Source organism: Bradyrhizobium sp. USDA 4451 (assembly GCF_054822585.1).
This window is the reverse complement of the sequence record NZ_JBTRCH010000001.1, coordinates 7,468,543-7,492,800: the sequence shown is the minus strand read 5'-3', so window position 1 is coordinate 7,492,800 and position 24,258 is coordinate 7,468,543. Positions and strand designations below refer to the sequence as shown.

Annotated in this window: 28 protein-coding genes, 1 pseudogene and 1 riboswitch; of the genes and pseudogenes, 7 read left to right on the top strand and 22 right to left on the bottom strand. The window is 65.4% G+C overall.

Features of this window, described 5'->3' with window-relative positions; translation table 11 throughout:
* The first annotated feature begins 150 nt into the window (after positions 1-150).
* Both ACVMB0_RS35165 and ACVMB0_RS35160 read left to right on the top strand, forming a co-directional pair.
* Positions 151-729, top strand: a complete 579-nt coding sequence (locus ACVMB0_RS35165; RefSeq protein WP_456753286.1) for a hypothetical protein — start codon at positions 151-153, stop codon at positions 727-729.
* Positions 730-865: 136 nt separating this feature from the next.
* Positions 866-1,099, top strand: a complete 234-nt coding sequence (locus ACVMB0_RS35160) for a DUF6894 family protein (protein ID WP_050403167.1) — start codon at positions 866-868, stop codon at positions 1,097-1,099.
* A 12-nt stretch (positions 1,100-1,111) separates the two neighbouring features.
* Here the strand turns inward: ACVMB0_RS35160 and ACVMB0_RS35155 are convergent.
* The 5 genes and pseudogenes from ACVMB0_RS35155 to ygfZ form a co-directional block, all read right to left on the bottom strand.
* Positions 1,112-3,834, bottom strand: a pseudogene (locus ACVMB0_RS35155) (DUF2339 domain-containing protein).
* A 105-nt stretch (positions 3,835-3,939) separates the two neighbouring features.
* Complete coding sequence (locus ACVMB0_RS35150) at positions 3,940-4,446, bottom strand: tyrosine phosphatase family protein (protein WP_456797787.1); 507 nt, start codon at positions 4,444-4,446, stop codon at positions 3,940-3,942.
* A 166-nt stretch (positions 4,447-4,612) separates the two neighbouring features.
* Positions 4,613-5,224 carry a YfbR-like 5'-deoxynucleotidase gene (locus ACVMB0_RS35145; protein WP_461349129.1) on the bottom strand — a complete coding sequence of 204 codons (612 nt, stop codon included), beginning with the start codon at positions 5,222-5,224 and terminating at the stop codon, positions 4,613-4,615.
* Positions 5,221-5,847, bottom strand: coding sequence for a DNA-3-methyladenine glycosylase I (locus ACVMB0_RS35140; RefSeq protein WP_461349128.1), 627 nt, complete (start codon positions 5,845-5,847; stop codon positions 5,221-5,223). Before ACVMB0_RS35140 ends, ACVMB0_RS35145 begins: the two co-directional genes overlap by 4 nt.
* Entirely contained in the window at positions 5,844-6,725 is an 882-nt protein-coding gene (gene ygfZ / locus ACVMB0_RS35135) for a CAF17-like 4Fe-4S cluster assembly/insertion protein YgfZ (protein WP_461349127.1), read from the bottom strand. Before ygfZ ends, ACVMB0_RS35140 begins: the two co-directional genes overlap by 4 nt.
* A 129-nt stretch (positions 6,726-6,854) precedes the next feature.
* On the opposite strand from ygfZ, the gene ACVMB0_RS35130 reads away from it, so the two are divergent.
* A complete protein-coding gene (locus ACVMB0_RS35130) occupies positions 6,855-8,189 on the top strand; it encodes a dihydroorotase (protein ID WP_461349126.1) in 1,335 nt (444 codons plus the stop codon).
* Positions 8,190-8,195: 6 nt separating this feature from the next.
* Here ACVMB0_RS35130 and ACVMB0_RS35125 read toward each other — a convergent pair whose 3' ends face one another.
* The 5 genes from ACVMB0_RS35125 to ACVMB0_RS35105 form a co-directional block, all read right to left on the bottom strand.
* Complete coding sequence (locus ACVMB0_RS35125; protein ID WP_456753292.1) at positions 8,196-8,465, bottom strand: hypothetical protein; 270 nt, start codon at positions 8,463-8,465, stop codon at positions 8,196-8,198.
* A gap of 155 nt (positions 8,466-8,620) precedes the next feature.
* Positions 8,621-9,277, bottom strand: coding sequence for an HAD family hydrolase (locus ACVMB0_RS35120; RefSeq protein WP_461349125.1), 657 nt, complete (start codon positions 9,275-9,277; stop codon positions 8,621-8,623).
* Positions 9,267-9,644 (bottom strand): TIGR02301 family protein, encoded by a 378-nt coding sequence (locus ACVMB0_RS35115; RefSeq protein ID WP_461349124.1) that lies wholly within the window; start codon positions 9,642-9,644, stop codon positions 9,267-9,269. The genes ACVMB0_RS35120 and ACVMB0_RS35115 overlap by 11 nt, the downstream gene beginning before the upstream one ends.
* Positions 9,645-9,729: 85 nt before the next feature.
* Positions 9,730-10,149: an NUDIX hydrolase gene (locus ACVMB0_RS35110; RefSeq protein ID WP_461349123.1), complete on the bottom strand. Its 420-nt coding sequence runs from the start codon at positions 10,147-10,149 to the stop codon at positions 9,730-9,732.
* Between the two features lie 56 nt (positions 10,150-10,205).
* Positions 10,206-10,706: a hypothetical protein gene (locus ACVMB0_RS35105; RefSeq protein WP_461349122.1), complete on the bottom strand. Its 501-nt coding sequence runs from the start codon at positions 10,704-10,706 to the stop codon at positions 10,206-10,208.
* A gap of 62 nt (positions 10,707-10,768) precedes the next feature.
* On the opposite strand from ACVMB0_RS35105, the gene ACVMB0_RS35100 reads away from it, so the two are divergent.
* Positions 10,769-11,530 (top strand): SOS response-associated peptidase, encoded by a 762-nt coding sequence (locus ACVMB0_RS35100; protein WP_461349121.1) that lies wholly within the window; start codon positions 10,769-10,771, stop codon positions 11,528-11,530.
* Between the two features lie 146 nt (positions 11,531-11,676).
* Here the strand turns inward: ACVMB0_RS35100 and ACVMB0_RS35095 are convergent, their stop codons facing one another.
* Genes ACVMB0_RS35095 through ACVMB0_RS35085 form a run of 3 tightly spaced genes read right to left on the bottom strand, consistent with a single transcriptional unit; the run spans position 11,677 to position 12,960 of the window.
* On the bottom strand, positions 11,677-12,063 hold the full coding sequence (locus ACVMB0_RS35095) for a RidA family protein (RefSeq protein WP_461349120.1): 387 nt from the start codon (positions 12,061-12,063) through the stop codon (positions 11,677-11,679).
* 4 nt (positions 12,064-12,067) lie between these two features.
* Positions 12,068-12,532, bottom strand: coding sequence for a DUF6691 family protein (locus ACVMB0_RS35090; RefSeq protein ID WP_461349119.1), 465 nt, complete (start codon positions 12,530-12,532; stop codon positions 12,068-12,070).
* A 2-nt stretch (positions 12,533-12,534) separates the two neighbouring features.
* Positions 12,535-12,960: a YeeE/YedE family protein gene (locus ACVMB0_RS35085; protein WP_461349118.1), complete on the bottom strand. Its 426-nt coding sequence runs from the start codon at positions 12,958-12,960 to the stop codon at positions 12,535-12,537.
* A gap of 197 nt (positions 12,961-13,157) precedes the next feature.
* Here ACVMB0_RS35085 and ACVMB0_RS35080 point away from each other — a divergent pair, with 197 nt between their 5' ends.
* Positions 13,158-13,592 carry a hypothetical protein gene (locus ACVMB0_RS35080; RefSeq protein ID WP_456753301.1) on the top strand — a complete coding sequence of 145 codons (435 nt, stop codon included), beginning with the start codon at positions 13,158-13,160 and terminating at the stop codon, positions 13,590-13,592.
* 174 nt (positions 13,593-13,766) lie between these two features.
* Here the strand turns inward: ACVMB0_RS35080 and ACVMB0_RS35075 are convergent, their stop codons facing one another.
* The 3 genes from ACVMB0_RS35075 to ACVMB0_RS35065 form a co-directional block, all read right to left on the bottom strand.
* Positions 13,767-14,276 carry a mismatch-specific DNA-glycosylase gene (locus ACVMB0_RS35075; protein ID WP_456753302.1) on the bottom strand — a complete coding sequence of 170 codons (510 nt, stop codon included), beginning with the start codon at positions 14,274-14,276 and terminating at the stop codon, positions 13,767-13,769.
* 25 nt (positions 14,277-14,301) lie between these two features.
* Positions 14,302-14,778, bottom strand: coding sequence for an NUDIX domain-containing protein (locus ACVMB0_RS35070; RefSeq protein ID WP_461349117.1), 477 nt, complete (start codon positions 14,776-14,778; stop codon positions 14,302-14,304).
* A 129-nt stretch (positions 14,779-14,907) separates the two neighbouring features.
* Positions 14,908-15,303 (bottom strand): hypothetical protein, encoded by a 396-nt coding sequence (locus tag ACVMB0_RS35065; protein WP_461349116.1) that lies wholly within the window; start codon positions 15,301-15,303, stop codon positions 14,908-14,910.
* A 154-nt stretch (positions 15,304-15,457) separates the two neighbouring features.
* Here ACVMB0_RS35065 and ACVMB0_RS35060 point away from each other — a divergent pair, with 154 nt between their 5' ends.
* Positions 15,458-17,125 carry a flavin-containing monooxygenase gene (locus ACVMB0_RS35060; RefSeq protein WP_461349115.1) on the top strand — a complete coding sequence of 556 codons (1,668 nt, stop codon included), beginning with the start codon at positions 15,458-15,460 and terminating at the stop codon, positions 17,123-17,125.
* A gap of 841 nt (positions 17,126-17,966) precedes the next feature.
* Here ACVMB0_RS35060 and thiC read toward each other — a convergent pair.
* The 6 genes from thiC to ACVMB0_RS35030 form a co-directional block, all read right to left on the bottom strand.
* Positions 17,967-19,895, bottom strand: coding sequence for a phosphomethylpyrimidine synthase ThiC (gene thiC, locus ACVMB0_RS35055; RefSeq protein WP_461349114.1), 1,929 nt, complete (start codon positions 19,893-19,895; stop codon positions 17,967-17,969).
* 180 nt (positions 19,896-20,075) lie between these two features.
* The gene (thiE, locus tag ACVMB0_RS35050; protein ID WP_456753307.1) at positions 20,076-20,684 is read right to left on the bottom strand and encodes a thiamine phosphate synthase; all 609 of its coding nucleotides are present in this window, start codon (positions 20,682-20,684) and stop codon (positions 20,076-20,078) included.
* Entirely contained in the window at positions 20,671-21,453 is a 783-nt protein-coding gene (locus ACVMB0_RS35045; RefSeq protein ID WP_461349113.1) for a thiazole synthase, read from the bottom strand. Before ACVMB0_RS35045 ends, thiE begins: the two co-directional genes overlap by 14 nt.
* 156 nt (positions 21,454-21,609) lie before the next feature.
* Positions 21,610-21,807: a sulfur carrier protein ThiS gene (thiS, locus tag ACVMB0_RS35040; RefSeq protein WP_456753309.1), complete on the bottom strand. Its 198-nt coding sequence runs from the start codon at positions 21,805-21,807 to the stop codon at positions 21,610-21,612.
* 7 nt (positions 21,808-21,814) lie between these two features.
* A complete protein-coding gene (locus tag ACVMB0_RS35035; RefSeq protein WP_456753310.1) occupies positions 21,815-22,828 on the bottom strand; it encodes an FAD-dependent oxidoreductase in 1,014 nt (337 codons plus the stop codon).
* A riboswitch (TPP riboswitch) is annotated at positions 22,816-22,958 on the bottom strand. It overlaps the preceding gene by 13 nt.
* Before the next feature lie 158 nt (positions 22,959-23,116).
* A complete protein-coding gene (locus ACVMB0_RS35030; protein ID WP_456753311.1) occupies positions 23,117-23,671 on the bottom strand; it encodes a transglycosylase SLT domain-containing protein in 555 nt (184 codons plus the stop codon).
* Positions 23,672-24,037: 366 nt separating this feature from the next.
* Here ACVMB0_RS35030 and ACVMB0_RS35025 point away from each other — a divergent pair, with 366 nt between their 5' ends.
* Complete coding sequence (locus ACVMB0_RS35025; RefSeq protein ID WP_456756473.1) at positions 24,038-24,247, top strand: hypothetical protein; 210 nt, start codon at positions 24,038-24,040, stop codon at positions 24,245-24,247.
* Positions 24,248-24,258 lie beyond the last annotated feature (11 nt).

Sequence of the window (24,258 nt, the reverse complement as noted above, 5' to 3'; positions counted from 1 at the left end):
TTGCCACGGTTGGTATGGTAAGCAGCGGGTAAAGAGGCTTGCAGCATGATCCCGGGGGGCCGGGATTCCTCGCGCAGACGTCGAGAAGCGTCGGGTGCGGGGATCATGCTCACAAGGAGCGGGTGCCCGCGCTCGTTAGTGGAGTAGCTCATGCTTGCGCGTTTGGTGTTGGGGGCCGTCACGGCCGGAGCGATGGTCGTGCCGGCATTCGCGGGCATGATGAACGCAGATGAGGCCCGCAAGTTCGTCGCGGGCAAGGTGTTCGCCTTCACCTGTTTCGACGGCACCCGCGGCGCCGGCCGTATCCTCGATGATCTCGGCGCGGCAGGCTCGATCCAGTTCTCCGGCTCCGGTCCGATCCGCCACGTGCGCCTGCCCGGCAATACGCTGCAAATCCGCGGTCAGAGCGTTTGCGCGTCGCTCAAGGGCATCCCGTTCGAACCGTGCTTCAATCTCGACAAGCAGGATGACCGCACCTTCCGCGGCTCGGTCTCCGGCATGGGCTTCGCCTATTGCGATTTCCACCATCAGGGCGGCCAGCAGATGCTGATGGCGCGCGCGGCGGCGCGTCCGCGCTCGCTGCATCCGCGCACCCGATCCGCGGATGCCTCGCAGACCGAAGTGTCGCGCGTTGAGACGCCGCAGGTCGGCAGCGCGAAGCTTGAGCCGATCAAGGCCGAGCCGGCCAAGGCCGAGAGCGCGCCGGAATTGCGCCGCTCCACCGACTAATTTCTCATCTGCGCGCTAGCGGGAATAGCTGCCGAGCCGTAGTCATACGGATGGCGGCCTCCACGCGTTGATCGCTACTCAATACCTAGCGTCCATCGAGACGCGGGATGGTGGGGACACCGATTTGAGCAGTCATATGGCGCAATATTTTTTCCGTATCAGTGATGGCGATTACGCTGGTGCGTCCGACCACGCGACGGAGTTCGAAAGCCGTGACGTGGCCTGGGCCGAGATGACCAAGGTCTGCGGCAATTTCCTTGGCAGCATTTCGCGCAACATGAAGCAAGACAGCGAATGGCACATGGAGCTGCTCGACGAGAGCCGCAAGCCGGTGTTCAGGATTCGCCTGGTCGCCGAGTCAGTCGACTGAGGCGCTTACTGTTCAGGATAGCGAGCTCGACCCTCCGGTCTGCGGCGCAGGCGGCGCCGCGCGCCTGCGGAACAGGATCCGCTGATACAGCCAGCCCATCGCCACCAGTACGACGCCGAGGCACATGAACGACAGCGCCCGGTAGACACCGGTGAGTGTCGACATGTCGACCAGGAAGGCTTTCAGGATCGTCAGCCCGATCACCGCAGCGGATGCGAGCCGCGCGCGCTGCGAGTTGACGACGATGCCGATGCCGAGCAGCGCGACGCCGAACATCAGCCAGGCGATCGAATAGGTGTATTGCTCCGCGCCCGTGGTCTCGCCGCGCGTCAGCACCGGTCCGTGATAGAGCCTGCGGATTTCGAACGTGACGTAGGCGAGCGCAAGCACCAGCGCGCCGGCAGCGATCGTGTTGGCATAGGCCGCGGGACGATGTCCCGCCACCGCGTAGGACAACAGCAACGCCAGCACGGCCGGCAGCGCATAGCCGAGCAGCAGCAGATTGATGAAGCTGCCGCCGACGTCCTGCCACCACAGCATCGGGTTCTCCAGCCCGAGCAAGCCGAACAGGCTGGCGAGCCCGGCGAAGGCGGTGAGCAGGACCGCGCGGCGACATTGTGCACAATGCTGCGGCTGCGCAGCCGCAGCCGCTCCAGTCCGATCGCCATCGCGAGCGTCACGCCGACTTGCAGTGCGACCTCGGCCAACCCGGCGCTCGCGTAATAGACATCGCCGCGATTGACCGCGTGGCGGATCTCCATGAAGGCGAGCAGCACCGTGAACAGGATCGCGGCGGACTCGACCATGCGCAGCGGGACGTCGTCGCCGTTGCGGCGTAGGAAATGGCCTCCCACCCAGAACGACAGCGCCGGCACGCCATAGCCCCACAACAGCCAGTTGAAGATCGGCGTGGTGCCGACGGCGTCGCCCGCGATCCGCGGCTCATAGCCGATGCGCAGCACGACGATGCCGGCCAGGATTGCAGCAAGCCAGCGCAGGAACGGGATCGGGCGTTGCACCGACAGCCAGGCCGTGCCCATCGACACCAGCGCGAGTGCGATGGTGAGCCAGCCCTTGTCGAGCGCAAAGGTCAGCGCCAGCGCCAGCGCCGCGAGGGCGCCGGTCGCCGACAATGCGATCGAGGGCGACTGTTCTGGCCGCTCGCCGCGCCGGGTCAGCGCCTCGGTCGCGGCGGCGTAGGCCGCAGCCAGCAGCACGGCGAGGACCGCGAACGGGATCGAACGGTCGAGATGGGCGATCCGCGCATAGAGCGCGACCAAGAGCGCGATCGGCGTGAACACCGCCGCCGCGGCCCAGGTCACGGTGATTCTGGTAGTGGCAAAACGGAACTGTGCGAGGAAGCCCGCGATGCCAAAGGCAGCTGCGAACAGCGCCGCGGTGACGAGGTGCAGCGAGACCGAGCCGTCGGTCGCAGATGGGCCGATGCCCGGGATCGCGCCGCCCGGCAGCACCAGCATGTCGACATTGCGGCGGACGGCCCATTCGCCGAACACGATGAAGACGAAGGCCGACGCGGCGGCGATCGCACCGGCAGCGGCCGGCGCGCGCCAGGCGACGAACAGGCTGCCGGCCGTCAGCAGCGCAAAGCCGATCATGGCGGTGTCGGCGTGCGCGCTGTTGAGCACGATCAGAACAGCGCCGAACAGATAGGCCGCGAGCGAGCCGGACGAGGTCGGCTCGATCTCCTCGCCGTCGCCATCGGGGCCGAACATGAAGCCGCAGACCACCAGCAGCGCGGCCAGCACGAAGCCCGCGATGACGTGGAAAACATGCGGTCCGATCATCTCCGGCCCGCATTGCAGGCACGGCAAGGTCCACAGCAGCGCAAAGGCGATCGTCGTCACCGCAAGCCAGCGCCACAGCCGGATGCGGGCGAGGCCGAACGATGCCGCGGTGACGATGGCAAGATAGATGTAGAGCGACCAGAAGTCGGGCTTGTCGGAGGAGACCAGGATCGGCGTGACGAAGGCGCCGACGATGCCGAGCCCGGCCAGCGCCGGCCCATGCAGCAGCGCCGCCGCCAGCGTGCCGAGCGCGACCATGCCGAGCAGGATGAAGGCGGTGGCCGGCGCGAGGAAGTCATACAATGCATAGGCGGCGTAGACGGTGGCGAAGGCCACGGCGGTGCCGGCCGCGGTGAGGATCGCCGGAATGTTGGCGATCGGCAGCGTTGCGATGCTGGAGATGCTTTCCTGGCGTCGGGTCCATTCACCGGCGCCGAGCAGCGCCAGCGCGAACAATCCGCCGAGCAGCGTGCGCACGCCGGGGCCGAGCAGCCCGGCCTCGATCGAATACCGCACCATGAAGAAGCCGCCGAGCGCGAGCGTCAGGCCGCCGATCCACACCACCCAGCGGGTGCCGAGCGTCTCCTCGAAACCGGGCGCAGGCGGAAGCGGGGGTGGCGGTTCTGGCAGCGGCGGTGGAGCTGCGCTGGGCGCACCCACGGTCGGCCCGGGTTGTGCATCCGGTTCTTTCGCAGTCGCCTCGGGAAGCGGCGGTGGTGCGACCGGAGGCGCTGCGGGAAGCGTCTGTTCGAACGCCTCGAGCGGCGCCAGCGGCGGCGGCATCGCGGTCCGCGCGGCAGCACCGCCCGCGGCCTCGAGCGCATCCAGCCGGCGCTGCATCACCGTGATCTGGCCCAGCGCCTTGCGGGCGAAGATGATCGCCACGATGGCAATGACGAGGGTCAGGAAATCAAACGGCGAATCGAACATCGGGCCTCCGGCAGGATGCGCCGGACTTTTGGCCAGCCAGCGGCCCGTCGCAACCTAGTAGTGCACTTGGGAGGACCGGAAGTTCAAGGGCGCGGCAGGTTCGTGCTAGTCGAGGTCAATGTGGAAGGGCCGGCCTTCCACGCTCATGCTGCCCGGGCCCATCGCATCGAGCGCGCGCAGCATCCGGCCCTCGCGGCCCAACGCCTTGTCGGCGAGGCCGACGATCAGGCGATTGGGCGCCGCGATCGGCGAGGCCTCGCGGATCAGCCGGGCGATCGACATTTCGTCGCGGTGCGGATTGAGCGCGCAGACGGTGGCGAATGCGCTCGCGGTCGAGCGGCTGATGCCGGCGTAGCAATGCACAACCAGCGGCGCACGGCGATCCCAGCCGCGCACGAAGCTCAGCACCCGTTCGATATGCGTCTCGTTCGGCGCGACGAAGCCGTCCATCTGTTCGACGATGTCGTCCATCGACACCTTCAGGTGATTTGCCGGAAGCACGGAGGGCGGCCGCTGTACCTGATCGACATTGGCCATCACGGTCAGCACATGGCTGGCGCCGGTGGCACGAACCGTGTCGGAGAGCGCGGCAAGCGAGCAGACGTGAAGCATGATGGTCCTTGGATCGAGCTATGGCCTTTATAGCGCTTGGCCTAGGGTGGGCAAAGCCACCGGTCCACGCAAACGCGCGCCCGACGACAGGCTCCGCGTGCCCACCTTCACCAGCTGTGCATTTGGCGGTGGGCACGGCGCCAAAGCGCCTTTGCCCACCCTGCGGCTAAGACGCGTGCAATACGTTGAAGCGTTCGAGGAACTGCTTTTCGGCCCGCGCTGCGGTCCACGGCGTCAGATAATCGCGCTCGGTCGCTTCGGGCAACTCCGGATCGCGGCCGAACAGCCGCTTGGCTTCGGCTTGCGAAAATCCCGCCAGATGCGTTGCCTCGAGATAGGCGGCGCCGCGATCGGCGGCCTTGATCTGCTGGGTGATCTCGTCCGCCAGCACCGCAGGCAGGCCGAAGCGGATGTGGATCGCCGACAGCAGCCGCTTCTCCACCGCCTTGTATTCGCCCGCAAGCACCGCCTTGAACGGCGAGATCATGTCGCCGATGACATATTCCGGTGCGTCATGCAGCAGCGCGGCGAGCCGATGGCGGATGTCGACGCGCGGCATCTGCTGGCGCATCACGGCCTCGACCAGCAGCGTGTGCTGCGCCACCGAGAAGATGTGCGCGCCCGAGGTTTGGCCGTTCCAGCGTGCGACCCGCGCCAGTCCATGCGCGATGTCGACGATCTCGATATCGAGCGGCGACGGATCGAGCAGGTCGAGCCGGCGTCCGGACAACATCCGTTGCCAGGCGCGGCTGGCCTCCGTCGATCTGCGTGCCGTCATGTCTTCTTGAGCCGCGGGCTGCGGAGCTTGCCGCTGCAAGCCTCGTGGCAGAAGCAGGTGACGAGATGATCGTTGACCATGCCGGTCGCCTGCATGAAGGCGTAGGCGATGGTCGGGCCGACGAATTTGAAGCCGCGCGCGCCGAGCTCCTTGGAGACCTTGATCGAGATCGGCGTCGAGGCCGGCACGCTCGCGGTGGTCTTGAACTGGTTGACCCTCGGCTTGCCGTCGACGAAATCCCACAGGAATTTCGAGAAGCCGGGGCCCTTCTCCATGATCTCGAGATACGACTTGGCGCTCGCGATCGTGCCTTCGATCTTGGCGCGGTTGCGCACGATGCCGGCGTCGTTCATCAGGGCATGCACCTTCTTGTCGGTGTAGCGCGCGATCTTCTCGGGCTGGAAATCGTCGAAGGCTTTGCGGAAATTGTCGCGCTTGCGCAGGATCGTGATCCAGGACAGGCCGGCCTGGAAACCGTCGAGGATCAGCTTTTCATAGAGCGCGCGGTCGTCATATTCCGGCACGCCCCATTCATTGTCGTGATAGGCGACGTAGAACGCATCGTCGCCCGGCCACGGACATCGCGTCTTGCCGTCGGGATGCAGTTGCGCGGTACGGCTCATGCGACGGTCTGCTTGGGTGTGATGCGGACAACGCTGGGGTCGGCGAGGTGGAGCGACAGGCCGCCCGCGGTCAGCGCCAGGCCGGCGTCGAGCGCATCGGCGACGCGATCGATGCGCACCAGCGCGAGGCCTTTATCGCCCGCGGTCGAGCCGATGGTGCCGACCTGCTTGTCGCCGGCCAGGATCGTTGCGCCGGCTTCGGGCGAGGGGCCATCGAGAATGATCTTCACCGTGCGGGTGCGCGCCGTGCCGCGGTGCTGCATGCGCGACACCACCTCCTGGCCGACATAGCAGCCCTTGTCGAAATCGACGCCGTGCAGGTGATCCATGTTGGTTTCGTGCGGGAAGGCGTCGCCATACATGAAGTCGAGCCCGCCGCGCGGCACGCCGCTCGCGATCCGATGCGCCTCATAGAGGCTTGAATCGACGAGCTCGGCGCCGATCAGATCGGCGAGTTTCTGCTTCAACTCTTCCGGGATCAGGATGCGCCAGCCGAGCGCTGGGTTGCGCGGATCGGCGAAGGCAAGATCGGGGGTCGCCGCCGGCTCGCCATCCCAGGCGGCCAGCACGCCGAGGCTGTCGGAGAGGTTCTCGACCACGACCTTGGCGCGCAGCTTGTAGAAGCCGAGCTTGTCGGCGAGCCCCTTGGCGAGCGCACGCGGCGCGTCGATCAGGAAGCCTCCGCCATGGCCTGCGGGTATCTCGGTGATCAGGAAATCGACGATGATCTTGCCCTGCGGCGTCAGCAGCGCGCCGAACCGGGCCTGACCCGGCCGCAACTGTTCGACGTCGGTCGTAATGAGGCCGTTGAGGAAGTTGCGGGCGTCCTCGCCAGAGACCTTGATCACGCCCCGATCTGGAAGAAACGCTGCTTTCATTCGCAAAATTGGCTCTTTTTCCAAGTTCCTTGGGAAACGCGCAGGCTGCGGATATCCCCTGCCAAGCTAAGGCGCTAGAGTGCGCCGAACAAGGCCCGCGCGACATCCGAAAGCGGGCGCCGAGGACCGATGAATCAGCATTTTGACACCATTCTAAAATCCGGCACCGTGGTCAATCAGGACGGCGAGGGCATCCGCGATGTCGGTATCGCGGGTGGCCGCATCGCCGCGATCGGCTCGCTCGGCCAGGCCTCGGCCGGCGAGGTGATCGACTGCAAAGGCCTGCACATCCTGCCCGGCGTGATGGACACCCAGGTGCATTTCCGCGAGCCCGGGTTGACGCAGAAGGAAGACCTCGAGACCGGCTCGCGCAGCGCCGTGATGGGTGGGGTCACCGCGGTGTTCGAGATGCCGAACACCAATCCCCTGACCGTCACCGAGGCGGCGTTCACCGACAAGATCAAGCGCGCGCATCATCGCATGCATTGCGATTTCGCGTTCTTCATCGGCGGCACCCGCGAGAACGTGCAGGACCTGCCGGAGTTCGAGCGCGCGCCGGGCTGCGCCGGCGTCAAGGTGTTCATCGGCTCCTCCACCGGCGCGCTTCTGGTCGAGGATGACGAGAGCCTGCGGCGAATCTTCCAGGTGATCAAGCGTCGCGCCGCGTTCCACGCCGAGGACGAATACCGCCTCAACGAGCGCAAGCCGCTGCGGATCGAGGGCGATCCGCGCTCGCATCCGGTGTGGCGCGACGAGACCGCAGCGCTGATGGCGACCGAGCGGCTGGTCAATCTTGCGCGCGAGACCGGCAAGCGCATTCATGTGCTGCATATCTCGACCAAGGAAGAGATCCTGTATCTGCGCGACCACAAGGATGTCGCCTCCTGCGAGGCGACGCCGCATCATCTCACCATGGCCGCGCCCGAGTGCTATGAGCGGCTCGGCACGCTGGCCCAGATGAACCCGCCGGTGCGCTCGGCCGACCATCGCGCCGGCATCTGGTACGGCATCGAGCAGGGCATCATCGACGTGCTCGGCTCGGATCACGCGCCGCATACGCTGGAGGAGAAGCAGAAGACCTATCCGGCCTCCCCGTCGGGCATGACCGGCGTGCAGACGCTGGTGCCGCTGATGCTCGATCACGTCAACGCCGGGCGGCTGTCGCTGGCCCGGTTCGTCGACCTCACCAGCGCGGGTCCGGCGCGCCTCTACAACATTTCCTGCAAGGGCCGCATCGCGGCGGGCTACGATGCCGACCTCACCATCGTCGATCTCAAGCGCAGCGAGACCATCACCAACAAATGGATCGCCTCGCGCGCGGCCTGGACGCCCTATGACGGCGTGCGGGTGCAGGGCTGGCCGGTCGGCACCTTCGTGCGCGGCAAGCGGGTGATGTGGCAGGGCGAGGTGACCACGCCGTCCACCGGCGAGCCGGTCCGGTTCCTGGAGACGCTCAAACCGTAGCGGGTTTTACTGCCGGGCCAATGCCAGCGAGAATTCGCCGTTGCGCACTCGTGCGGGGAGGCCTTCGGCGAATTTTGCCACCGCGTCCTCGCCATAGGTCGTGACGAGTTCGGCCAGCGCCGCAAACAGGCTCGCCTGCGCGAGGCAGTCGCCATCGACGCCATCGTGACGCGCTTCCGCCCAGGCCTCGTTCAAATAGCCCAGTGCTGCCTGCTTCTGCTCGTGGTCGGGACGCGGGTCGTCTTGATGATGGGGGAAGGACGCTGGATGGCGCATGAAACTCTGCAAAATGAATGCGCGCGGTCCGAGGAGCGAACCACTGCGACCCGTGAGGTGTATCACGCATGCGGGTACCGCCAAGGCCACTTCTTTCGAAAAGGTTAACGGGCGTTGCGGCATTTAAAGGGGAATTCCGGCCCTCCCCACCGCCCTCAGCCAAATGAGCTGTGGATATGGTCCAGCAGCGCCCGTGGCGAGGCGCAGAGATGGCTGGCGCCGGCCGCGGTCAGCTCCTCGGCCGTGCCGTAGCCATAGGTGACGCCGACGGCGCGGATGCCGTTGCGATTCGCCCCGATCATGTCGTGGCTGCGGTCGCCGATCATCACGGCCTTGGCCGGATCGGCCCCGGTCTCGACCAGCGCGTAGGCGAGCAGGTCGACCTTGTTGACCCGGGTTCCATCGAACTCCGAACCGAACACGTGGTCGAAATAGAGGTTGAGCCCGAAATGGGCGACGATCCGGGTCGCGAACACGTGCGGCTTCGAGGTTGCGATGAACAAGCGGCCGGGCCGTCCGCGCAACTCCGCCAGCACCTCGGCGATGTCAGGATAGACCGCGTTCTCGAACAGCCCGACATCGCCGAACCGCTCGCGGTAGAGCTCGACCGCGCGGTCGGCGAGCTCTTCGCCGCCGAGCAGCATCACAAAGCTCGCACGGAGCGGCGGCCCGATGCACCAGGTCAATTCATCCTGCGACGGAACCGGGCGGCCGAGCTTTTCCAGCGCATACTGGATCGAGCCGGTGATGCCGGGCTTCGGGTCGGTCAGGGTGCCGTCGAGGTCGAAGAAGATCGCGCGGTCAGTTGGCATAGCGGGCCGTCAGGTCGCGCGAGATCTTCGAGCCTTCCTCGATGTAACGGCGGATCGCTACCGTGGCGGCGGGCGTGCAGGTCCGGTAGGTCTGCTGGAAGCCGTTATAGCCGCGGTTGAAGCCGGCGATCATGCGGGCGCGGCGGTCGCCGGACGGGGTCTCCGCGTCGATCAGCGCCTGCATCTCGTTGCGCCATTTGGCGCCCTCGTTGGCGTTGCAGATGCCGCGCAGATAGTGCAGGGCGCCGAGGATCTCGGCCAGCCGCTGCAGGTCGCCGTCGAACGGCGCAGCCGCGTCCTGCGCCCGGGCGGGCGTCGCAAGGCATGCCGACATCAGGATCACAACGGCGAGAAAGGCTCTGATCATCAGGGGTTCCGGAATGGCCGTGGTATGCCCCCTCAATGCGCCCGAGGCAAGGCGGCAGGGCGCTCCAAAGCGCCCGAAAAGGCCATCAAACCAGCCGCCGGGCGGTCGCAATGACCTCGTGGAGGCCGCCGGTCACCTTGAGGTCGCCGATCTGCTCCGGGGCCAGCCATTTGAAATCGTCATGCTCGTCGTTCAGTACGGGCTCGCGGGAGGCCCAGCGCGCTGCGAAGGTCATGATCAGATAATGCCCGGTGCCGGGGCCGGTCGGCAGCACCTCGCGCCAGCCGGCAAGCCCCAGGATATCGACCCTAAGACCGGTCTCCTCATCGATCTCCCGGTGCAGCGCGGTGTGCAGCGTCTCGCCGAACTCGACCCGGCCGCCGGGCAGCGAATAGAAGCCCTTGCCGGGCGAGCGGGCGCGGCGCACCAGCAGCACCTTGCCGTCACGGAAGATCACTCCGGATACGGCGAGCTGCGGGCGGATCGGAGGTTCGGGAGAGGTCAAGGCAACAACCGGTTTTGAGCATGATCCGGAAACGTGGAGGCATATAGCCCGATATCTCAGGCGCCCGCCATGATCCGATCGACATCGGCCTCTGCGGCGCCGTTGATGACGCCGGCGGTCTGCATCACCAGCGGCTTGACCCAGACGATGGCCTGCTCGGCGAGCGCGACCCGGCTCTTGTCCTGCTGCAACTGCCGCATCGCGGCACCGACCTCGGTCAGGATCCTGGTCATGCTGTCGGTGAGCTGGTCGAATTCCGCCCGGATACTGGCGTTCGCCATCTCATAGGCCTCGATCGCGAGGTCACGCGCCTTGAAATTGGACGCGGTGAAATGCTCGGCATAGGACAGCGGCTGCCATTCCAGGAAATCGTCGGCGCATTCCGGCAGGTCCGGCACCATCTCCAGAAGCATGATGGCTTCGTTGAAGTGATTGAGATAGTCGGTCGCAAGCCCGGTGCGGGGATTGATGTTGGCAGCGCGCAATTGCGCCGCCCGCGCCTCGTCGGGGTACGTCGGTCGCGGGGAAGAGCCCGCTATGGCGGCCGTTGAGGTCATTGATCGCAGTCTTTAACGCTCCAAGTTAAGGCAGAATAAACGGATACCAATCTGGACGGAATATGTGCGGACGCTTTGTCATAACCTCGCCGCCGGCGGCCTTGCGGGAGATGTTCGGCTATATCGAGCAGCCGAATTTTCCGCCACGGTATAATATTGCGCCGACCCAGCCGATCCCGGTGGTGCTGCTGCAGAATGGCGGCCGGCATTTTCAATTGATGCGCTGGGGCCTGATCCCGTCCTGGGTCAAGGACCCCAGAACCTTCTCGCTGTTGATCAACGCCCGCTCCGAGACCGTGCGGGAGAAGCCCGCCTTCAAGAATGCGATCAAGCGGCGCCGCGCGCTGATCCCGGCCGACGGCTATTACGAGTGGCACGATGCCGGCGGCCGCAAGCGGCCGTTCTTCATCCATCGCCGCGACGGCCATCCGACGGCCTTCGCAGCCCTTGCCGAGACCTGGATGGGGCCGAACGGAGAGGAGCAGGACACGGTCGCGATCGTCACCGCGCCGGCGAGCGCCGACCTCGCGCAGCTGCATCACCGCGTCCCGGTCACGATCCGCCCCGAGCAGTTCGCGCGCTGGCTCGACTGCCTGCCCAACGATGTCGACGACGTGATGCCGATGCTGAAGGGACCTGACGTCGGCGAATTCGCCTGGCACCAGGTCACGATGCGGGTCAACGCGGTTGCCAACGACGACGCGCAATTGCTGCTGCCGATGACCGCGGAAGAGATCGCGGCGGAGGACGCACCGGCAGCGAAGAAGGCCGCGCCGCGCAAGACGACGGTGCGGGAGGACGACGGGCAGGGGTCGTTGTTTTAGCGGCTGGGGACGCACGCGGCCGATACTCTCGGTCGTCATTCCGGGGCGTGCGCAGCACGAGCCCGGAATCCATTGGGCCGCAAAACCTGTTGCGAAATGGATTCCGGGCTCTCGCTTCGCGAGCCCCGGAATGACGGATGGGCTGACTACCCCTTCACGTGCGCCACGCCCTCGATCTCGATCAGCATCTTCGGATTGGGTAGCGCCACCACCACGCAGGTGGTGCGCGCGGGATACGGCGCGGGGCCGAATGCGCCGGCATAGAGTGCGTTCATCGCGGCGACGTCGCTGGCGCGGGTCAGCAGCACGTTGACCTTGACGAGATCGCGCGTCGTCGCGCCCGCCTCGGTCAGCACGCGCTTGAAATTGGTGACGACATTGGCGAACTGCGCCTCGAAACCGTCGGGCAGCTCGCGGTTGGCGTCGAAGCCGGGAATGCCGGATATGAACAGCAAATCGCCGACGCGGGCGCCGAACGAGAGCGGCGGCGCCTGGACGCCGGGCGGAGGAGGGAAGTGCTTGATCGCTGTCATGGGATCACCCGTCTGCGCGAGATGGAAGAGGAGAAGTTGCGATGACGTGCGGCGCGGCCATGCGCCGTCGCCAGAGGTTCTGACCGATCATGCCGGCCAGCATCGCGACGACGAACACCACGATCGGCAGCGACAGCCCGGCGAGATTGACCAGTGCCGGCCCAGGGCAGATGCCGGCGAGGCCCCAGCCGATGCCGAACAGCACGGCACCGCCGACCAGCGGCGCATCGATGTCGTTGCGATCGGGCCAGACGAAGCGCGGCGAGAACGCGGGCGCGGTGCGCTGCCGCGCGATCGCAAAGCCTGTGGCGGCCACCGCAACCGCGCCCGCCATCACGAAGACGAGCGTCGCATCCCAGGCGCCGAACAGGTCGAGGAAGCCGAGCACCTTCTGCGGATCGGTCATGCCGGAGATCAGAAGGCCCGCGCCGAAGATCAGGCCGCACGCGAAGCTTGCGAGAACCGGCATGGCTAGCCTCCTATCCCATGTCTTGTGATCGCAACGGTTGCGATCGCCGCCGTCATGAAGATGAACGTCGCCGCGATCGAGCGGCCGGACAGCCGCGCGAAGCCGCAGACGCCGTGGCCCGAGGTGCAGCCATTGCCCATGCGGGTGCCGAATCCGACCAGGAGGCCCGCGATCGCGATCACTGCGAGGCTCCCGTTCATCGCCGGCCGCGGCAGCGGCGCGCCGAACAGGGCCGCGACCAGCGGTGCCGCGATCAGCCCTGCGATGAACGCGATGCGCCAGCCCCGATCGGTGGTATCGGGCTGGAGCAGGCCGCCGGCGATGCCGGTGACCCCCGCGATTCGTCCGGTCAGCAGCATCAGGAGCGCCGCGGCAAGCCCGATCAGCGCGCCGCCGGCAAGGCCGGAAATCGGGGTGAAATTATGCATCGGTGCGGGTCCCTGTTGCGCAAACTCCTCAGCGATGGCGCAAAGCGGTGGCCGCATATGCGCCAATGGTCGCGCGACTATATCGGCGATGATAGACTCCGCGCGAACATGAACAAGCGCAATCCCGCGTGTTTTGCAGGCATTTCGACGTGCCGCCGCCCGGTCGGATTGCCGCGATTCGATCTGGAGAACTCCCCATGAGATTGTCATCCGCTGCCCGCGCCGTGCTGTTCGCGCTGGCGCTGCTCACCGGATCGTCCGCCGCGCTGGCCGACGAGGGCGCGGTGACGCTCGTCATCTTCAAGGGCGGTTGGGTGTTCGGCGGCTCCGCCGGCAAGGGCGTCCTGACCTTCCACGGCCAGACTTACGGGCTCACGGCCGGCGGGCTGGACTACGGCCTCGTATTCGGCGGCTCGCAGACCACATTGCAGGGCCGGGTGCGCAACATCCGCCGCGCCCAGGACATCGCCGGCGTCTATGCCGCGGCCGGCGTGGGCGTCGCGCTCGGCGCCGGGATGCGCGGCATCCTCCTGACCAACCAGAACGGCGCGGTACTCGAACTGAGCGGCAAGCAGGTCGGCCTGATGGCCAATGTCGATCTTAGCGGGTTGGCGATCACGTTGAAGGAGTAGGACGCCGCCCGCCGCTTCGTCATTCCGGGGCTCGCGGAGCGAGAGCCCGGAATCCATTCATCCACTAACTGTGCAGCCCAATGGATTCCGGGCTCGCGCCAAGCGGCGCGCCCTCAGGTGCGCAATTGCGCACCGGGGAATGACGGAGAAGTCTGCGCCGTTCCATCCGGATATCTACGCGATCCATTCGGCGAGCTCTCGCCACGGCTGCAAGCTCCAATGGCCGGACGCCGCGCCCGATGGCGACGGGAGCACGAACACATCGGGAAATCCATTCATCGCCGGCTGCCTCCCGAGCGCAAGCGCGCTGGTCGGTTTGCCATAAAACAGGCTCGCCGCCTTTCTGCTGGTGAAGGCGATGGTCTTCGGCCGATATGTCTCGATCTTCGTCCTGAAGCCGATCACATCGAACGCGTCCCGCGCGATCTCATGATCCATCCCGGCGCCGGTCTTGCAGAGATCGGTGAAGCCGATGCCGAGTGCGAGCAAAGCCGCAAACTCGTCCGGCCGATAACGCCGCGGCGTGATTCCGGCCTCATGCAGCGCGCGCCAGAACCGGTTGCCGGGATGCGCGTAGTAATGTCCGACTGCGGCCGAGCGCGTGCTCGCCGCGGTGCCGACGAACACCAGGCGCAGATCGGCGCGGAGCTGGTCGGGGAGGCGGTGAAGATTGCTGTCGGGCATCGCAGCGCGGTACCAGTGGCCTTGCTTAGTCGAACTCGTCCTTCGGCAAACCCAGCTTCTCGACCAGGCTATGCAACAGCGCAAGCTGCCCCCTGGTGATTTTTCTGAACGCCTCGTTCAACGCAAACCAGCCGGCGCGATCCGCCTCGGGAAACTCCGCCAGCCGGCCCGACCGTGGCGGCCACTCCATTTTGAAGGTGTTGCTCCTGAACGCCGCGAGGTCAAAGTCGCCTTCGAAGGCCCAGGCGCTGACATGCTTGCCGCTGGGCTGCCTGAAGCTGCCAAGCGCGATGAAGCTGCCGACCGGCCGCTGTCCCGTTTCCTCCTCGAATTCGCGTTGCGCTGCGATCAGCGGATCTTCGCCTTCCTCATGGAGGCCCTTGGGGATGGACCATGCGCCGTCATCCTTCCTCGCCCAGAACGGGCCGCCGGGATGCACCAGCAGCACCTCGAGGCCGTGCCTGCGGCGAAACATCAGGAGACCGGCGCTGCGCTGGGGCATGATCGATCCTGCAAGCTTGCCGCGATGCCAAAGCATGATCCGGAAAAGTGCGAAGCGGTTTTCCGAAAAGATCATGCTCAAACAGAGAAGCTAAAGCGCGATAACGATTCAACCAAATCTCATCGCGCTTTAGCGCACCGGCTCCTTGATCTCGTCTTCTGTCGCCACCGCCTGCGCCGGCCCGGTCGCACGCACCATCAGGAACCGTCCCGAGAACGCCGTGCCGCGGATGCTCCAGCGACCGTCGATCTCGGTCGCGTCGGCATTCACCGCGCCTTCATAGTGGACGGTGTCATAGCCGTAACCAGCCGGCTCGTAGCGCTTGACGAACGTGACAGCGCTGCCGGAGCGGTGACCGGACAGCGAAGCATTGTGGGTGCTGATCGGGCAGCCCGGCGCGACGCAAGGCTCGGTCACGCTGCCGCCGAGCGCGCCGCCGGCGTCGATCAGCGTCGCCAGGAACGTGACCATGCCGCTCGGCTGCAAATAGCTACCGTCCCAGACGCCGGTGAGATTGTCGTCCATGCTGCTCGTCCGGATTGCGCGTGTCGTTTGCAGGAATCGATGTGGCGCTTGCAGCGTCTCAACGCAAGTCGCGCGGGCCGCGCCGCGGTTGCCTGATCCGGCAAAACGGTCTGTAATCCCTTCAAACAGATCAAGAAGACTATTGGAGCAAGCCATGACGGGAGAGGCGAAAACCCATTACGAGGTGATCGTGGTCGGCGCCGGCGTCGCCGGCATCTACCAGATCAAGCGGCTCGCCGATCTCGGCATCGACGCCACCGTGCTGGAAGCCGCGCCCGATCTCGGCGGCACCTGGTACTGGAACCGCTATCCCGGCTGCCGTTTCGACTCCGAGAGCTACACCTACGGCTTCTCGTTCTCGCGCGAGCTGCTCGACGAGTGGCACTGGAAGGAGCGCTTCTCCGGCCAACCCGAAAATCTGCGCTACCTCAACTACGTCGCCGACAAGTTCGATCTGCGCAAGCACATGCAGTTCAACTGCAAGGTCGAGACCATGCAGTTCGACGAGGGCCGCGATCTCTGGCGATTGAGGATCAGTGACGGCCGCGAGCTGACCTGCCGCTTCGTGGTGCTCGCGATCGGGCTGCTGTCGGCGCCGACCATGCCGCGCTTGCCCGGGATCGCGGACTTCAAGGGACTTTCGTTCCACACTTACTATTGGCCGCACGAGCCGGTCGATCTCGCCCGCAAGAAGGTCGCCGTGATCGGCACCGGCGCCACCGGCATTCAACTGATCGGCGAGATCGCCGACAAGGTCGGCCAACTTACCGTGTTCCAGCGCCGGCCGAACTGGAGCGCGCCGCTCAACAACTCCGCGATCTCGGAAGAAGAGATGGCCGACATCCGCGCCCGCTACGACGAGATCTTCGCCGCCTGTGCGCTGACGCCGGGCAGTTTCGTCCACGGCCCGGACAAGCGCGGCTTCTACGAGGTGAGCCGCGAGGAGCGGCTGGCATTGTGGGACAAGCTCTACGACGAGCCCGGCTTCGGCATCTGGCTGGCGAACTTCCGCGAGATTTTCATGGATGAAGCCGCCAATGCGGAATTGTCTCAGTACATTGCAGGCCGCATCCGCCAGCGCGTAAACGATCCGAAGGTCGCGGAGAAGCTGATCCCGCGGGATCACGGCTTCGGCGTGCAGCGCCTGCCGCTGGAGACCCGCTATTTCGAGGCCTACAACCGCGACAACGTCCATCTCGTCGACCTCAGCGAGACGCCGCTGGTCCGCGTCACTGAGACAGGCCTGCGCACCACGGCGCGCGACTACGCCTCCGACATCATCGTCTACGCCACCGGCTTCGACGCCATCACCGGCGCCTACGACCTGATCGATATCCGAGGCATCGGCGGCGCGCGCCTCGCCGACAAATGGAAGCAGGCGCCGTCGACCTTCCTCGGCATGCTCGTGCACGGCTTCCCGAACCTGTTGATGCCGACCGGCCCGCAAAGCGCGTCGGCTTCGACGAACTTCCCACGCGGCATCGAGAACGGCGTCAACTGGTGCACCAACCTGCTGCAATACATGTGGGACCGCGACCTGACCCGCGCCGACGCCACGCTCGAAGCGCAGCAGCGTTGGACCGCGCATGTCGTCAAGATGTACGAGATCATGCTGATGCGTAAAGCGAAGGGCTGGTTCACCGGCTACAACTCCAACGTCGCCGGGCATGAAGAGGGGACGGTGCGGTATTTCGTCTACAATGGAGGGACGCCGAAGTTTCTGGGGATCATCAACGGCGTGGCGGAGAAGGGGTATCAGGAGATTTCGTTTGGCACGGGGGCGAGGCACGGCGCGCAGACAGCGCTTAGCGCGTCTGCGTAGTGTCATTGTTCGTAAGGGAAGCATCGGCAGATGGGTTCCCTCCCCTTGCGGGGGCGGGCTAGGGAGAAGGGCATACGCCGGCGTCCGTGGTACCCCTCTCTCCAACTCTCCCCCGCAAGGGGGGAGAGAGCCCTCCCATCGTGCCCGCCTACCATAGTGGTTTATGCAACTCGGTCGCAGTAAGCTCTGTCGCAATGCCCAGCACCAAGCTTAACTTGACCGGGTCGCTGACTGACGTCGCAGCCAGAAGCTGAGACACCAAAATCGGCTAACGAGCGTTAGCAAGGCGGAGCAAGATGATTGTTGTCCCGATTCTGGCAATTGCGACGACTATTGCGGTCCTCTGGTCAGCTTACAAATTCCAGACAGCTTACGTCGCGCTCATTGACGTGTTGCCTTCGCAATTTCAGGATGGGTTGAATTCGAAGTTTGCCTTTTCGGAGTACATTCTTAGGCCAACGACGCCTTTGCCGACGCAGGCAGACTATGTGCAATCCCAAGTGGGCTCTTGCTTCGCTGCGCTCGGCATAGCGCTCCTTTGCTATCTTTACGAAAATCAGGTCGTTGGTGCGATTGTATTCGTGATGTTTCTCGCCTTTTCGTTTCTTACGATTAGATCTTGGAAGCTTTACCGCATGAATTGTAGTCTGCGACCGTTCCAAGATGAGGCGCGGTAGCATTTGGCCTGCATGCTGCAGTGGTACGTGGGGCGAATAGGAATCCAGGATGTCGCTTCGCATCCAGGCTCGATTGACAAAAAAGCCGGGCTTTCGCCCGGCTTCTCATTCGCAGATGGATGCCCGGGTCAGGCCCGGGCATGACGAGCGGTGAGGTCGAAGCCTCACAACACCCGATTGCTCTCCTTCACCTTGTCCGCGTCGAGATACAGGTTCTCGCCCATCTCCTTGAACTTGGCGCTCATCGTCGCCATGCCCGCCTTCGCCAAGGCTTCGGCGGGTAAACCGTCCTCGATGGTGCCTGACATCGACGTCCCGACGCCAGTCGGGTCGTTGAGCGTCGCGGCGTAGTCGCGGACGTCCTGGGTGATCTTCATCGAGCAGAATTTCGGGCCGCACATCGAACAGAAATGCGCGACCTTGTGGGCTTCCTTCGGCAGGGTTTCGTCGTGGAAGTTCTTCGCGGTCTCGGGATCGAGGCCGAGGTTGAACTGGTCCTGCCAGCGGAAGTCGAACCGGGCGCGGGACAGCGCATCGTCGCGGAGCTGGGCGGCGGGGTGACCCTTGGCGAGGTCAGCCGCGTGGGCCGCGATCTTGTAGGTGATGACGCCGACCTTGACGTCGTTGCGGTCGGGCAGCCCGAGATGCTCCTTCGGCGTGACGTAGCAGAGCATCGCGCAGCCGAACCAGCCGATCATCGCAGCACCAATGCCCGAGGTGATATGGTCATAGCCCGGCGCGATGTCGGTCGTCAGCGGCCCGAGGGTGTAGAACGGCGCCTCGCCGCACTCCTTGAGCTGCTTGTCCATGTTGATCTTGATCTTGTGCATCGGCACATGGCCGGGGCCCTCGATCATGACCTGGCAGCCCTTGTCCCACGCGATTTTTGTCAATTCGCCGAGCGTCTCGAGCTCGGCGAATTGCGCGCGGTCGTTGGCGTCGGCGATCGAGCCCGGGCGCAGGCCGTCGCCGAGCGAGAACGAGACGTCATACTTGCGCATCAGGTCGCAGATCTCGTCGAAATGGGTGTAGAGGAAGCTCTCCTTGTGATGCGCGAGGCACCACTTCGCCATGATCGAGCCGCCGCGCGACACGATGCCGGTGACACGGTTGGCGGTGAGGTGGATGTAGGGCAGCCTGACGCCGGCATGGATCGTGAAATAGTCGACGCCCTGTTCGCACTGCTCGATCAGGGTGTCCTTGTAGAGCTCCCAGGTCAGCTTGACGGGATCGCCGTCGCACTTCTCCAGCGCCTGATAGATCGGAACGGTGCCGATCGGCACCGGCGAGTTGCGCAAAATCCATTCGCGGGTGGTGTGGATGTTGCGCCCGGTCGAGAGGTCCATCACGGTGTCGGCGCCCCAGCGGATCGCCCACACCATCTTGTCGACCTCTTCCTCGACCGACGAGGTCACCGCCGAGTTGCCGATATTGGCGTTGATCTTGGTCAGGAAGTTGCGGCCGATGATCATCGGCTCGAGCTCGGCATGGTTGATGTTGGAGGGGATGATGGCGCGGCCGCGCGCGATCTCGTCGCGGACGAATTCCGGGGTGATGAAGGCCGGCACCGCAGCGCCGAAGCTCTCGCCGTCGGCCAATGCTGCCTCGGCGCGCTCGAGCTGAAGCTTGCGGCCGAGATTCTCGCGCTCGGCGACGTAGATCATCTCCTTGGTGATGATGCCGGCGCGGGCGAATTCGAGCTGGGTGATCTTGTGGCCATCGAGGCCGCGCAGCGGCGTGTGGTGCGCGGTGAACGCCTTGGCGGCGTGGGCCGCGCCGACATTGCCGTTGTCCTCCGGCTTGATGGTGCGGCCCTGATATTCCTCGACGCCGCCGCGTTCCCTGACCCAGGCGAGCCGATTGCGCGGCAGGCCGGCATTGACGTCGATCGTGACGTCGGGATCGGTGTAGGGGCCCGAGGTGTCGTAGACCGGCAGGTTCGGCTCGCCGGCGCCTTCCGACAGGATGATCTCGCGCAGCGGCACGCGGAGATCGGGCGCGCTTGCGGGCGTCGCGAAGATCTTGCGCGACGCGGGCAGCGCGCCTGTGGTGACGGCGGGACGGGTGGTGTCGGGGTTGGAGCGGATGTTCATGAGGGATCCTCCGTTAGTTCGTTGGCAGCGCTGCGCGCGAGTTGAGAACCGCTGTCATCCCCGCGAAAGCGGGGATCCAGTATTCCAGAGGCCGCGGTGGGATACGGTGAAGCCGCGGCGTGCTGGATCGCCCGGTCAAGCCGGGCGATGACGGCAGGGGGTGTGGAACGAGAGTGTGCATCACGCGGCCTCCGCGCTAAGGCCGAGCCATTGCCGCACCCGCGCGTCGGGGTCCGCGTTCTGGGTGACGTCACTGACGACGGCGATCGACGAGGCGCCGGCGGCGAAGATCTCGGCTGATTGCTCGAACTTGATGCCGCCGATCGCGACAAGGGGAATGGCGCCGATCCGTTTCTTCCACTCGGTGATCTTCGCAATGCCCTGCGGCGCGAAGCGCATCGATTTCAGCGTCGTGAAGAAGATCGGGCCGAGCGCGACATAGTCCGGCTTGGCGGCGAGCGCGGTGGCGAGCTCGGCATCGTCATGGGTCGAGATACCGAGCGTGAGCTTGGCTTTGCGGATCTCGGCGAGGTCGGCTGCCGCGAGGTCTTCCTGGCCGAGATGCAGGTGCTCGGCGCCGGCAACGATCGCCGCGCGCCAGTAGTCGTTGACGACGAGTTTTGTGCCCGTGCCCCTGGTCACCACGAGCGCGTCGGTGACGATCTGCAACGCCCCGGAATCGTCGAGCTCTTTCGCGCGCAGCTGGATGGTGCCGACGCCGAGTTTTGTCAGTCGCTCGACCCATTGGACGCTGTCGACGACGGGATAGAATGGATCAGGATACGGCATGCCAGAACGGGGTCCCAACGACAGGGGTGGAGGGGGAGGCGAAGTCGCGCGCTTGCATCAGCCCGGCTTCGTAGGCGGTGCGGCCGGCCTCGACGCCGAGGCGGAAGGCGTTGGCCATCGCCACGGGATCGTCGGCTTTTGCGATCGCGGTGTTGAGCAGCACGGCGTCATAGCCGAGCTCGAGCGCTTCGGCGGCGTGCGAAGGTGCGCCGAGCCCGGCGTCGACCACCAGGGTGATGTCGGGCAGGCGATCGCGCAGCAGTTTGAGTGCATCGCGGTTGGTGATGCCTTTTGCACTTCCGATCGGCGCGGCCCACGGCATCACCACCTTGCAGCCGGCCTCGACCAGGCGCGAGGCGACCGAGAAATCTTCGGTGCAGTAGGGAAACACCTCAAAGCCGTCCTTGACCAGGATGGTAGCGGCCTCGACAAGGCCGACCACGTCGGGCTGCAGTGTGTCGTTGTCGGCGATCACCTCGAGCTTGATCCAGGGCGTGCCGAACAATTCGCGCGCCAGCTTTGCAGTCGTTACCGCTTCGCGCACGCTGCGGCAGCCCGCGGTGTTCGGCAGCACGGTGACGCCGAGCTCGCGGATCAGCGCCCAGAACGCATCGCCGGTCTTGCCGCCCGCGGCCTCGCGCCGCAGCGACACCGTGACGATGCTGGCGCCGGACGCGCGGATCGCGTTCTGCATGATCGCGGGCGAGGGATACAGCGCCGTGCCGATCAGCAAGCGGGAGGGGAAGGATTTGCCGTAGAAGTTCACCATGTTCGAGGCGTCTCCTCAAATGTGGTCGTCATCCCCGCGCATGCGGGGATCCAGTATTCCAGAGGCCCTGCCGTCAACCGAGGAGCCGCGGCGTACTGGATCGCCCGGTCAAGCCGGGCGATGACGGCGGAGTAAAGGGCGCGATTGCGCGTCACATCACCCTCCCTGCCGCGGCGTGATGATCTCGATCTCGTCGCCGGCTTGAAGCCGCGTCTCGGCCCAGCGGCTCTTCGGCACCACGTCGTAATTCAGCGCGATCGCGAAATGGCTGCCCTCGTAGTCGAGCTCGGCCAAGAGCGCGTCGACGCTGGCTGCGTTGATCTCCCGCTGCTCGCCGTTGACAATTACACGCATTGGACGATCACACGCATTGCATCACCTCATTGTCGATTTCGCCGCGCGCGAGATAGGCGAGCGTCAGCTCGGCCAGCGCGGGCGCCAGCAGGAAGCCATGGCGGTAGAGTCCGTTCACCGTGATGCGTTCCTGCTCGATCCTGATTTTCGGCAGATTGTCCGGGAAGGCGGGCCTGAGCCCGGCGCCGAATTCGACGATGCGCGCCTCGCCGAACGCCGGGTGCACCACATAGGCGGCGCCGAGCAATTCCAGCGCCGAGCGCACGCTGACGCCGTTATCCTCGGCCTCGATCGAGGTCGCGCCCAGCATGAAGCGGCCGTCGCCGCGCGGGATCACGTAGAGCGGCCAGCGCGGATGGATCAGCCGCACCGGGCGCAACAGCTCGACCTCGGACGTCTCGATGATGATCATCTCGCCCTTGACGCCGCGCAGGCTCGGCTCGCGGTCGCGCGCGGCAAGCCCGCGGCAGTCGATCACGAGGCCGTCGAGATCATCGGCTTCCACGGCGCTGCCGAACCTGATGGTGCCGCCGGCCTTGGCGATCGCCGCATGGAGCTGCGGCAGCACGCGGCGCGGCTCGACATGGCCTTCCTCGGGATAGAACAGTCCCTCGCGGAAGCGGCCCTCGAGCGACGGCTCGAGCGCACTCACGGCCTGCGCGTCCAGCCTGCGGTAGCCGGTGGTGAGGCGGGCGAAGCGCTCGAAATCGGTGCGGTCGCGCGGATGCGCCACCACCAGCGAGCCGTTGAACGCGGTTTGCGGAAAATGGTCGCGCCACAAATCGAGCGAGCGGATGCCAAGCCGCGAGATCACCGGCTCGGAGGCCTCCGCTTCGCACCACGGCGCCAGCATGCCGCCGGCCCAATGGCTTGTGGAGTCCGTCATCCCAGCGTCACTGCGCTCATGCAGGGTGACGGCACGTCCGGCCGCTGCGAGCAACAACGCATGCCAGGCGCCGGCTATCCCTGCGCCGATGATGGAGACGGGGGAATCCCCCCGCGGTCTTGACGTCTGGTACATCCCTGTCCCTTCGCCGGCATGACCCGGATCAGGTTCAAAGGGTCACCGCGGTCCCGAACTGATCGCCTGACGGCGACGCCCAAGCTTGCGGTATCTCAGCTCCTCCTTCGGAGCACCCCTCGGAACGGCTCTAATGTAGGCGGATGGGCCTCTGTGTCAACTTGTATGCCACGAGCGGGCGCGCCGTGGTGCCGCAGCTCCTCACACGAGGTTACAGCCGTAGGAACGCGTGATCTCGCCGCGGGGAGGGCCCGCAGCCGCGCCAAGCGCGTCAGCGCCGCGACAGGCTTACTTTTCGGCCTGTTCCGGCCTCGGCTCGGCGGTATCGGCCGTCACCTGATCCTGCTTCGCGAGCTCCTTCGGCGGTGCACCGGCGGCGCCATGCATCGCCTCTTTGAGGTGACCGCCGCGCTGCCGCTTTGCGACATAGTAATACCCGCCCGCGAAATAACGCACGGCTCGATCGAAATCGCCGTTGGCGGCACGATAGGCGCCGGCGAGGTATCTGACGCCGTATCGGAGGTTGGTCGCGGCGTCGCGCAGACCTTCGGCGGTACCGGTGTAGCCGACCCCGCGGGCGGTCGCGAGCTTGATCTGCATCATGCCGATGGCGCCGCCGCGCCCGATCAAATGCGGCTGGTACTTGCTCTCGCGGACGATGACGCGATGGACCAGCTCTTCCGGCACCAGATTGGCCTGCGCCTCGGCCGCCACCATCGCCTCGTATTGCGCGCGCGATTGCGCACTCGCGCCGGCGCAGGACGCAAGCCACGCAACGGCGGCAAGGCTGCTGACAGCAAGGCTGCTGACGGCAAGGCGGCTGAAGGTCTGAACGGTCTTCATCTCTGATACGCTCGGGTGGGTCAAACGCGCGTCGGTTCTGCGGTCTCATTGGTACGGCGAACGGGCAGGAATGTGGCAAAACCTTCGCATCAGCGGACGATCTGCGTCGGTGATTGTCCGGATGTGGGCGAGGCGGACGGCGCGCGTGCGCGGCGGATGCTTCAAATTGTCTGCTTCGATCGACTCAGCCGAGAATTGTTTTTCTTCCGATTTTCCCGATCGCGTTATGCCGCACGCTATCCACAGCAGTTTGTCGTGCAAACGACTCGACGAAGGTTTACACTTCTCGGCAAGGCAGCGCGCGTGTTGAGTCAGCACGTCTGTCCATTCCAGAGCACGCAAGAAACAACATTCGGGAGATGCGCCATGAATCGTCAAGATTCAGTCCGTCAGGACATTGGCTATATGCCTCGCGAAAATCCCTGCGCGCAATGCGGCAAGCCGATCGCCCGCCCCGATTGGGTCGAGCACAGCGAAGGCCGCACGTCTTATCTGTGGAATTGTCGCGCCTGCAATTACCGCTTCGAGGCGGTCGCGATCTACGACCACACGCAACTCACGCCGCTCGCCGCCTGAACGCTGCTCGC